At 61.8% G+C, this 10,366-nt stretch carries 10 protein-coding genes and 1 tRNA gene; 4 read left to right on the top strand and 7 right to left on the bottom strand.

What is annotated here, in order from left to right:
* The first annotated feature begins 230 nt into the window (after window positions 1-230).
* Window positions 231-1,178: a phosphoribosylaminoimidazolesuccinocarboxamide synthase gene (locus ASE71_RS10705; RefSeq protein WP_060517421.1), complete on the top strand. Its 948-nt coding sequence runs from the start codon at window positions 231-233 to the stop codon at window positions 1,176-1,178.
* A 32-nt stretch (window positions 1,179-1,210) separates the two neighbouring features.
* Here ASE71_RS10705 and ASE71_RS10700 read toward each other — a convergent pair whose 3' ends face one another.
* Genes ASE71_RS10700 through metG form a run of 3 tightly spaced genes read right to left on the bottom strand, consistent with a single transcriptional unit; the run spans window position 1,211 to window position 4,391 of the window.
* Window positions 1,211-2,044: an MBL fold metallo-hydrolase gene (locus ASE71_RS10700; protein WP_060517160.1), complete on the bottom strand. Its 834-nt coding sequence runs from the start codon at window positions 2,042-2,044 to the stop codon at window positions 1,211-1,213.
* A gap of 1 nt (window position 2,045) precedes the next feature.
* On the bottom strand, window positions 2,046-2,825 hold the full coding sequence (locus tag ASE71_RS10695; protein ID WP_060517162.1) for a TatD family hydrolase: 780 nt from the start codon (window positions 2,823-2,825) through the stop codon (window positions 2,046-2,048).
* A gap of 12 nt (window positions 2,826-2,837) precedes the next feature.
* The gene (gene metG, locus ASE71_RS10690) at window positions 2,838-4,391 is read right to left on the bottom strand and encodes a methionine--tRNA ligase (protein WP_034803485.1); all 1,554 of its coding nucleotides are present in this window, start codon (window positions 4,389-4,391) and stop codon (window positions 2,838-2,840) included.
* Window positions 4,392-4,567: 176 nt separating this feature from the next.
* On the opposite strand from metG, the gene ASE71_RS10685 reads away from it, so the two are divergent.
* A complete protein-coding gene (locus ASE71_RS10685) occupies window positions 4,568-4,873 on the top strand; it encodes a hypothetical protein (RefSeq protein WP_060517164.1) in 306 nt (101 codons plus the stop codon).
* Here ASE71_RS10685 and ASE71_RS10680 read toward each other — a convergent pair.
* The 4 genes from ASE71_RS10680 to ASE71_RS10665 all read right to left on the bottom strand — a co-directional run bounded on the left by ASE71_RS10680 (window position 4,868) and on the right by ASE71_RS10665 (window position 8,936).
* Window positions 4,868-5,896 carry a DNA polymerase III subunit delta' gene (locus ASE71_RS10680; RefSeq protein ID WP_060517166.1) on the bottom strand — a complete coding sequence of 343 codons (1,029 nt, stop codon included), beginning with the start codon at window positions 5,894-5,896 and terminating at the stop codon, window positions 4,868-4,870. The genes ASE71_RS10685 and ASE71_RS10680 overlap by 6 nt on opposite strands.
* Window positions 5,893-6,576, bottom strand: coding sequence for a dTMP kinase (tmk, locus tag ASE71_RS10675; RefSeq protein WP_244497364.1), 684 nt, complete (start codon window positions 6,574-6,576; stop codon window positions 5,893-5,895). Before tmk ends, ASE71_RS10680 begins: the two co-directional genes overlap by 4 nt.
* Window positions 6,577-6,677: 101 nt before the next feature.
* Window positions 6,678-7,838, bottom strand: a complete 1,161-nt coding sequence (locus ASE71_RS10670; protein WP_060517170.1) for a D-alanyl-D-alanine carboxypeptidase family protein — start codon at window positions 7,836-7,838, stop codon at window positions 6,678-6,680.
* A gap of 63 nt (window positions 7,839-7,901) precedes the next feature.
* The gene (locus ASE71_RS10665) at window positions 7,902-8,936 is read right to left on the bottom strand and encodes a septal ring lytic transglycosylase RlpA family protein (RefSeq protein WP_060517172.1); all 1,035 of its coding nucleotides are present in this window, start codon (window positions 8,934-8,936) and stop codon (window positions 7,902-7,904) included.
* A gap of 311 nt (window positions 8,937-9,247) precedes the next feature.
* Here ASE71_RS10665 and ASE71_RS10660 point away from each other — a divergent pair.
* Window positions 9,248-9,337: transfer RNA gene (locus ASE71_RS10660), tRNA-Ser, on the top strand.
* 98 nt (window positions 9,338-9,435) lie between these two features.
* Complete coding sequence (locus tag ASE71_RS10655; protein WP_034803496.1) at window positions 9,436-10,101, top strand: CBS domain-containing protein; 666 nt, start codon at window positions 9,436-9,438, stop codon at window positions 10,099-10,101.
* The last annotated feature ends 265 nt before the right edge of the window (window positions 10,102-10,366 follow it).

Below are 10,366 nucleotides of genomic sequence, written 5' to 3'. Positions count from 1 at the left end.
ATTCCTTGCGAGTGACAACCCATTGGTATCTATCGCAAGTCGCACTTCATCCTTGAACCCACCCGGCTACATGCAAAGATCACATAAGATAGATTATGGAACTAACGTATATGCCGGAAAGCATGGATTGCGGCTGAACGTTGCCTTGGCGAGCTTGACCCGGCCTTTCCAGCCTGCTTAGCGTTCCCGAACCAAACACCTCATTTTCAAGGCCAGATGTGATGAGCGAATTGCGCGTTCTTTCAGATGCTTTCATTCCGGAACTGCCAAACCGCTACAAAGGCAAAGTTCGCGAAAACTACGACCTGCCCGATGGCAACCGCATTATAATCGCGACGGACCGCCTCAGCGCCTTCGACGTCATTCTTACGTCGATCCCGAACAAGGGTCACGTGCTGACGCAGACGGCGCGCTACTGGTTTGAGGAAACCGCCGACATCTGCCCGAACCATGTGGTCAGCTATCCCGACCCCAATGTCGTCATCGGCAAGCGGCTCGACATCCTGCCGGTCGAGGTCGTCGTGCGCGGTTATCTCGCCGGAACGACCAGTACCTCGATCCTGACGAAATACCGCAACGGCGAGCGCGAGATGTACGGCATCACCCTGCCGGACGGAATGCGCGACAATGAGAAGCTTCCCCAGGCAATTATCACGCCCACCAGCAAGGCTTTCGACGGCGGCCATGACGAGCCGCTTTCGGTCGAAGCGATCATCGAGCAAGGACTGCTGACGAAGGAACAGCTCGATACCGTCTGGCAATATGCGCTTGCGCTGTTTGCCCGCGGTCAAGAGCGCGCCGCCGAGCGCGGCCTGATCCTCGTCGACACCAAATACGAGTTTGGAACCGACGAAAACGGCACGATCATTCTCGCCGACGAGATCCACACACCCGACAGCAGCCGCTACTGGATCGCCGACAGCTACCAGGAAAGCTTCGAGCGCGGCGAACGTCCCAGGAGTTTCGACAAGGATTTCGTCCGTGCCTGGGTCACTGCGCGCTGCGATCCCTACAAGGATCCGATCCCGGAAATTCCACTTGATCTCATCGAGCAGACCTCGGCGGTCTATATCGAAGCCTTCGAAAAGATCACCGGCCAGCGCTTCGTTCCGGACCTGTCGGGTGCGACGGTTCTGGATCGCATTCGCGCCAACCTGACGCCATATTTCCCGAAATAAATCAGTATATTATAGATTTATTCTAATCTGATTTAGGCGCCGGGCGTAGGATCATCGACATCGAATTCGAGCCGCATCAGGTCGTATGCCGGCTCGATATGATCAGGCGTCTCGCCTTGCACCGTGTCGTAATCCAGCGGCACATGCATGTGTGTTAGCACCGCCCGCTTCGGCTTGAGGCGCTCGATCCAGCCGAGCGATTGCACCAGTGACAGATGGCTCGGGTGGAACTTGTACTGCAGCGTATCGATCACCAGCAGATCGAGGTCGCCGAGCTTGGCAATGGTCTCGGCCGGAAAATCGCTGACATCGCTGCAATAGGCAAAGTCGCCGATGCGGAAGCCCAGAGAATGAATATTGCCGTGAAACTGCATCAGCGGCCGGAACGCGATCGGCCCGCCGGCGCCTGATATCACCACCGGCGACAGATCATCGGCAATGATGTGCGGCTCGACGATCGGTGGATAGCCGCTGCCTGGCGGTGATTCCAGGCAATAGCCAAACCCCTCGCGAATACGGCCCATCGTATAGGCATCGGCCCAGATCGGCACCCGCCTGCGGTTTTCGATGACGTAACCGCGCAAGTCGTCGATCCCGTGCAGATGGTCGGCATGGGAATGGGTATAGATCACCGCATCGATGTGGCGCACGTTCGTTGCGACCATCTGCGCACGAAAATCCGGCCCGGTGTCGATGACGACGGTCGTCTTGCCGCCGTCGGGCGCGATTTGCTCGACGAGCAAGGCCGCGCGCATGCGCCGGTTTTTCGGGTTGTCAGGATTGCAGGCGCCCCAGTCCCCGGTAATGCGCGGCACGCCTGGTGACGAGCCGCAGCCGAGAATGGTGAAAGTGCGCCGGAACGCCACGTCAGAGCCTCGGCATCTTGGAGAAGACGCGGAAGGCATTCTCCGTGGTGATCCTTGCAATCTCCTCAGTGGTCACGCCGATCGTCTCGGCAAGCACGGCTGCCGTATGGGCAACGTAAGCCGGCTCGTTGCGCTTGCCGCGGAACGGCTTCGGCGCGAGGTACGGCGCGTCGGTTTCGACGATCATCCGGTCATGCGGCACGGTCTTGGCGATTTCACGCAGCTCTTCGGATTTCGGGAAAGTCAGGATGCCCGAAAAGGACACGTAGCCGCCGAGCTCCACGCCGACACGGGCGAGCTCCGGACCGGAAGAGAAGCAGTGCAGAAGGAAAGGGAAGGCCCCCTTCCCGGTTTCCTCGGTCAGGATCGCCGCCATGTCCTCATCGGCCGAGCGGCTGTGAATGACGAGCGGCAGGCCGGTCTCGCGGGCAGCCGCAATGTGACGACGGAGGCCCTCGACCTGGGCCTCGCGCGGCGCATTGTCATAGAAGTAATCAAGACCTGCCTCGCCGATCGCCACCACCTTCGGATGGGCCGAAAGCCGCACGAGATCCTCGGTGGTGATATCAAGCTCCTCGTCCGCATTGTGCGGATGAGTGCCGACGGAACAGAAGACGTTCGGATAGGCCTCGGCGATCGCAAGGATCGTCTCGAACCGCTTCACGCGGGTCGAGATCGTGATCATCTGCTCGACACCGGCCTCGCGCGCCCGCGCGACGATTGCGTCGCGCTCCGCTTCGAAATCGGGGAAGTCCAGATGGCAATGGGTATCGATCAGCATGCTCAAGATGCCTTACTGCGCTTCGGGTGCCACATAGCGCGGGAAGACCGGCTTCGGCGCCTCGAGCGGCGTGCCCGAGGCGAGACGTCCGGCCTCGCCGAGCGCTGCGAAGTCACGCTTGTCGGCGGGTGCAGCCACCAGGTCGAGCAGCTTCGCCGAGGATTCCGGCATGAACGGCTGAAGCAGGATTGCGATCTGGCGCACGACTTCGGCCGTCACGTAAAGCACTGTGCCCATGCGCGCTGGATCGGTCTTTTTCAGCGCCCAGGGCTCCTGGCCGGCGAAGTAGCGGTCGGTCTCGGAGACGACGGCGATGATCGCCGCCAGCGCCCGGTGGATCATCTGCTTACCCATCTCGTCGCGCGTGATCTCGTGCAGCGCGTCGGCGGCGGCCAGCATCGCTTTGTCTTCGTCGGTCAGGGGGCCGCACACGGGCACCTGGCCGTCGCAGTTCTTGACGATCATCGACAGCGAGCGGCTCGCCAGGTTGCCGATGCCGTTGGCAAGGTCGGAATTGATGCGGGTCGCGATCCCTTCCTCGCTATAGCTGCCGTCCTGGCCGAACGACACCTCGCGCAGGAAGAAATAGCGGATCTGGTCGAGACCGAAATGTTCGACGAGGTTGAACGGGTCGACGACGTTGCCGAGCGACTTCGACATCTTCTCGCCCTTGTTGAGCAGGAAGCCGTGCGCGAAGACGCGCTTGGGCAGCGGCAGGCCGGCCGACATCAGGAACGCCGGCCAATAGACCGCGTGGAAGCGGATAATGTCCTTGCCGATCACATGGATGTTCGCTGGCCAGAACTTGGCGCGCGGGCCCTTGGGATCGTCGAGATAACCGGTCGCGGTGATGTAGTTCGTCAGCGCGTCGACCCAGACATACATGACATGCGCCGGATCGTTCGGCACCTTGATGCCCCAGTCGAAGGTGGTGCGCGAAACCGAGAGGTCCTTGAGGCCGGACTTCACGAAGGAGATCACTTCGTTGCGGCGCTCGGCCGGGCCGATGAAATCCGGATTCTCTTCGTAGTGCTTCAGCAGCTTGTCCTGGTATTCGGACAGCTTGAAGAAGTAGCTCTGCTCCTCGACCCACTCGACCGGCGTCCCCTGCGGGCCGTAGCGCACGCCGTCGGCGCGCAGCTCGGTCTCGTTCTCCTGATAATAGGCTTCGTCGCGCACCGAATACCAGCCGGCGTAGGAGTCCTTGTAGAGGTCGCCCGCCTCGCCCATGCGGATCCAGATGTCCTGCGACGCCTGATGGTGGCGCTGCTCGGTCGTGCGGATGAAATCGTCGTTGGACGCGTTCAGGGCCACGGCCATCTTCTGGAATTCGGCCGAATTGCGGTCGGCAAGTTCCTGCGGCGTCACGCCTTCCTTGCGCGCCGTCTGCTGCATCTTCTGCCCGTGCTCGTCCGTGCCGGTCAGGAAGAAAACCTCACGTCCGTCGAGGCGCTGGTAGCGCGCCATGGCATCCGTCGCGATCAGTTCATAGGCATGGCCGATGTGCGGCTTGCCGTTCGGGTAGGAAATCGCTGTCGTGATGTAGAAGGGGGACGTGTCTCTCATAGGCGGATTCGATCTATCTCGGATTAAGCTACGCACGCTCTTAGCGCATACGCTGTTAGGAAGAAACATGCGATCCATGAAAAGCCCGGCCGAAGCGGCCGCCGCCACCGCCCTCCTCCTTGCGCGCCCCGCGTGCAAGATTTAGAACAAACAGGAAACAAATGAAGGGGTGAGTCGTGCTGGATCAACTTGGCAGCCAATTTGAAACCGCGTCGGCCGGCTATGCCGCCGCGCACGGGATCGAGCGCGACCCCGACTGGTTCATTTTGAAGATGCAGGAGGAAATGGGGGAACTGACCCAGGCCTGGAACAAGCTGAGCGGTCGCGGGAGGTCCCAGGGGAAATCGCCGGACGACCTCCGGGCACAGATGGCCGACGAGACCGCAGACCTTCTTGGGCACGTCCTGCTCTTCGCGCAGTACCATAAGCTGGACCTCCAGGCGGCGATCGAGCGAAAATGGCGTTTTCAGCCGGCGCTATAGCGCCGCTTTCATATCGTCGAGCAGCGACAGAATGGTCTGCTTTCGGTCGAGATTATAGGCATCGCTGACCGTCAGTCGCTCGGTCACGGAGGCTGACAGTCGGGCGAAGCGTTCGGCGCGCATGATATCGCCCGAAACGGCCGCCTCCCGCGCCTCGCGCATGATGCGATCGCTGGCAAGGGCCTGGAAGAAATCGAAGATCGTTTCGCTGTCCTTGCCGGCGAGGGCATCGGCGAGCTTGTGCATGTCTTTCCGGACAGACGGTCCCTGCCCTGCAAGGATGCCCTCGAAGGTTGCCGCGATTTCCAGTCCGCCATAGTTGATCAGCTTCAGCGCCTCGGCGACGCTGCCGCTGGCGGCTGCGATGATGCGTCCGGCATTCTCGCCCTCGAGATCGAAACCGAGATGGGCCAATGCCTGGCCGAGCGGTGCTGCGTCGAGCGGCTTCAGTCGCAGCGGCAGGCAGCGCGAGCGGATCGTCGGCAGCAATTTTCCGGGTGCATGCGTCAGCACCAGGAACAGCGAGCGGCGCGGCGGTTCCTCGAGGATCTTCAGGATGGCGTTGGCCGCATTGCGATTGAGATCGTCGGCCGGATCGATGATGACGATCCGCCAATTGCCCGTGCCGGAGGTCTGGCTGAAGAACTTGCCCGCGCGCCGGACCTCGTCGACGGTGATCGCCCCCTTCGCCCTGCCGGTCTTTTCATCGATCGGGCGGGCCAGGTGCAGGAGATTGTGTGAGGCGCCGGAGGCAAGCTGCCTGCCGATCGCAGAGGTCGGGTCCGGGTCGGCAAGCGTTTCAGGCGCATCGGCCGGTTCAGGATTTTTTAGGATGTGATGGGCAAAGCGGAAGGCAAGCGTCGCCTTGCCGATCCCTTCCGGCCCTTCGATCAGGATCGCGTGGTGCCCCTTGCCGGAGCGATAGCTCTGCGCCAGGAAGGCTTCCGCCTGCTCATGGCCGAACAGGCGATTGTTCTCCGCGGGCGCAATGGCGCCATCAAGGACCCCGGCTCTTTCGCTCATGACACGGCTTCCTCGGCCGACGTGTCCGTGCCGTCGCCATGCGGCAGAAGCGCTTCGACAAGCGAAAGCACCTCGGCGGCGATGGCCTCAACCGGCTGCGTCGCATCCACCACCCGGCACCGCTCGGAATCGCGTCTGGCAATGTCGAGAAAGGCGTCGCGCCGCTTCTCGTGGGTCTCTAGCTGTTCCTTTTCGAAACGATCGGGATTGTCGTCGCCGGCGCGGCGTTGCGCCCGCTCGAGGCCGACGCTGGCGGGCAGGTCGAAGATCACGGTGCGGTCCGGCACGACACCGTTGATTGCTACGCGCTCCAGGCTTTCGACGAAGCTTTGTTCGAGATTGCCGGTGATGCCCTGGTAGACGCGCGAAGAATCCATGAAGCGGTCGCAAAGCACGATGATGCCTTTGTCGAGCGATGGCCGGATGACCTCCTCGACATGGTCGCTGCGGGCTGCGGCAAAGAGAATCGCCTCCATCCGCACTCCGAAGGATTCCGCAGCCCCCGAAAGCAGCACGTGACGCACCGCCTCGGCGCCGGGAGAACCACCCGGCTCGCGCGTCGTCAGCACCTCGTAGCCGCGGGCGCGCAGGGAATCGGCTAGCAGGCGGAGCTGCGTCGACTTGCCGGCACCTTCCCCGCCTTCGAATGTTACGAATAGACCTTTTTTCAGCGACACCATGCTTTCCCGTATCGGCATGCGATTTGGCCCTGTTTAGCCGATTGGTCCTCCGGGCGAAACCGTCAGGTGACGATTTGAAGAGGCATTCCAGTGAGCGCGGCTCAGAGCCAGAAGAAAAGCAGTTCCTGCAGGGCGTCGACCGCGCGGCTCGTCAGGGTTCCCTGCCCCACCGCGCCGGCCGTCTTGACCGGGACCTCGCGCAACAGTTTCTCGCCGTTCCACAGCTTGACGACGCCGACTTCCGTGCCGGCCGTCACCGGCGCCCGCAAGGGCCACTTGTAGACGATGCGCGCCGTCAGCCGCTCGGGATTGTTGACCGGCAGCAGCACGTCGACCGGACCGCCGGCCACCAACGCGACGTGAGATGCATCGCCGCCATAGACGGCAGCCTCGCCGATCGCTTCTCCATCGGCGAAGATCCGCTTCTTCTCGAAGGCGGTCATCGCCCAGTCGAGAACCTTGCGGCTTTCTTCGATACGTTCCTTGTCGGTTTCAAGGCCGCCCATCGCGAGATAAACGCGGCGGTCACCGCGTTGCAGCGACGCGGCGAGCGAAAAGCCGAAACCTTCGGCAAAGCCCGTTGCCAGGCCGTCCACGCCGATATTGGCGGAGATCAGCGGGTTCTTGTTGCGTTGGAGGATCTTGTTCCATTCGAATTCCGGCTGGGAATAGAGCCGGTAGAGATCGGGATGCGCTTCGTGCAGGTGGCGGACGAGCGTCACCAATTCGCTCATTGTGATCTTGTTGCCGGGATCGGGCAGCCCGGTCGCGTTGCGGAAGGTCGCGACCGGCATGCCGAGTTCGCGCGCGCGCGCCGTCATGCGCTCGGCAAATGCACCTTCGCTGCCGGTCATGCCCTCGGCGAGAATGATGCAGGCGTCGTTGGCCAGCTGAACGGCTACGCCCTGCAGGAGATCGGCGACCCGGATGCGCGACTTCAGAGCGGCAAACATCGTCGAGGTGCCGGCCGGCGCGCCGCCGGTCCGCCACGCATGCTCCGATACGTCGTAGAGGGTTTCGGGCGAGACTTCGCCCTTGCCGAGCGCCTCGGCGACGACCTCCATGGTCATCAGCTTGGCAAGCGAGGCTGGCGGGATCGGGTCGTTTTCGGCACGCGAGAAAAGCACCGTGCCGGTTTCTGCATCGACCAGCAGGATCTGCTTTGCCTTGGTGTCGAAGGCGGGTGCCGGCGTTTGCGCGAATGCGGCGCCGGCAAACAACGCAAGGCCAAGGAAAGCGGCCGAAAGCATCTTCATGCGCATGGGAAACTCCGGTTTCCCCTCGGGCATAGCAGCGTGGTCATTTTGGCACAACGCCGAGAACTGTTAACGGGCCGAACCGTTCGTTTTCTGGCGCTTGGCGTAGTCGACGATGACTTGCGGCGTTAGCTGCTTCTTGTCGACCATGATCGCTTCGAAGGGCGATTCGGCGTCGCTGACGCGAACTTCGTAATAGGCAGCCGCATAGGCCATGTTGCCGTCGGGCATCGGAATGTACTCCGGCCGCTCGCGCGGGATCGGGCCGATTTCCGGCAGCATGACGAATTCGTTGAACGACGCCGGCTGCTGGGCAAACTGCGGCACGGGCGCGGCCATCGCGGTGACCGGTTCGCTGACGTCGAGCGACGCCTTGGCCGGCACGGTGATGGTGCCGAGGCTTTGCTTGCGGAACGGTTCGTTCGAGGCAACCATCACGCCGGTTGCAATCTGCCCTTCGGGCATGATGCTCGGGCCGCGCTGGCCCTTCTCGACATAGGACGCCATGAGGTAAGGCATGTCGTTACCTTCGAGCGGTGCGCGGCCGACATATTGCACCTTCACCTGCGCGCTGCCCTTGCGCTTGATGTCGAGCAGGTCTGCTGTTTTCGAGGAAACGTCGATGATGCGGCCGTATTCGTAGGGGCCGCGATCGTTGACGCGCACGATGACCGAGGTGCCGTTTTCCATGTTGGTGACGCGGGCGTAGCTCGGCAGCGGAAACGTCGGATGGGCGGCCGACAGATGCGCCTTGTCGTAGACTTCGCCGTTGGCGGTCAGGCGTCCGTGGAAGGCGGAGCCGTACCAGGATGCCATACCCGTCTTGTTATAGCCGAAGTCTTCCTTGGGCTGGTACCACTTGCCCTTGACCTGATAGGCCTTGCCGACCTGAAAGCGTCCGCCGCCCTTCGGGATGTTGTTGCCGGTGGCAACGCGCGGGCTCGCCTTTACGCCATAGACGGATTCAGGAAAGTACTCCTTGCTCCGCGCAGTTTTCTTGACATTCGACGTGGAGCCGCAGGCGGCAAGCGTTACGCACAGTGCCGGGATCGCCGCAAGGCGCAGTCCCTTGACCAGATATGCCGCATTTTTATTGGAGGTCATCTGTCCCACAACATCGATCGATAAAGCCGTACTCGAAACCTGCCGCTTACCCCCAGCGGAAATCTCGACGTCCCGAAACGGAACAGGTGTGTATTCATGACATCATCAAGGCAAAAATGCGAACTCATCCACAGGCCGGCTCCGCATTTCGTGAGTTATGGTTTACGGCTGGTTAACGTGATCGGGCCCGGCGCCTGCTCTTCAAAGCGGTCGAGAAAATCTTGCAGCGACGCATGTTAATTCTTGCAAAGCGCCAAGGCTTCGCGCAATAACGCCGTGCCCGGCACGCAGTCGCGCGGTGCTTCAGGCAAGGACAGGTGGCCGAGTGGTTTAAGGCTCTGGTCTTGAAAACCAGCGTACGGGAAACCGTACCGTGGGTTCGAATCCCACCCTGTCCGCCATTTCCCTTTTCTCCACCCATTAGTTGTCGAACCGACGAGATGGGACTACCTTACGAAGCGAAATGACGGTGCCAAGTCCTTTGGGGAGCGGGATCGACATGCGCGTTAAAGATGTAATGACGACGTCGGTCGTCAAGCTGTCCCCTGACAACAGCGTCAGGCAGGCAGCCCGGATCATGCTCGACAATCATGTCAGTGGCCTTCCCGTGGTCGACGGTGATGGAGCCCTGGTGGGCGTCATCAGCGAAGGCGACCTCATTCGCCGGAGCGAGCTTGGCGGCGGCATTCCGGTCGCCGACCCGGCCGGGGCCGCGGACGAGCGGGCGAGCGCCTATGTGCGCCGATCCTCCTGGAGGGTCGGTGATGCCATGACGGCCAATCCCGTGACCATCGATGAGGATGCCTCGGTCGCGCGCGTCGCGTCTCTGATGCGGGAGCGCGGCATCAAGCGTGTACCGGTGCTTAGAAACGGCCTTGTTGTCGGTATCGTCAGTCGCGCCGATCTGCTGCAGGCGATCTTGTCCGCAAAGCAAGACGAGACGGCGGCCGGCGACGAAGCCATCCGGCGCAGTATCCTGGTGCGCATCGGCGAAAATACCGGTCTTGAAGGCCTGGACATAAAGGTCGCCGTGACCGACGGCATCGTGCACCTCTGGGGCAACGTGGATACCGCCGATTGCCGTAAGGCGGCCCGCATCCTCGCTGAGAACGTGCGCGGCGTTCGCGGCGTGGTCGAGCACTACGCCGAGCCCTATCCGCAATAAGATATGCGTCGAGACCGCCGCGGCATGTGTCCGCGGCGCTGCAAGCGTATTCCTGCTGCTGTCGTTCCAACTTCAAGCGTTCCACCATCCTGCCCGCCGAAAAAACAGCAACGACTGTAGCGAATTCGAGAGACTGCGATGGCTTGCGCGACGGCAAGCTGGAGGGAATTTCAGCATAGGTCCTTTTGACCGGGAGGCTCAGATGGTTTCGCCTGAAACAGCATCGATGAAAGAGACGGCATCCGGAAAATCAGCAGCACCGTTG

This window comes from Ensifer sp. Root954, from assembly GCF_001429005.1.
Lineage (GTDB): Bacteria > Pseudomonadota > Alphaproteobacteria > Rhizobiales > Rhizobiaceae > Ensifer > Ensifer adhaerens.
Note: the sequence above shows the minus strand (reverse complement) of the source record. Positions and strands in the feature narration are given on the sequence as shown.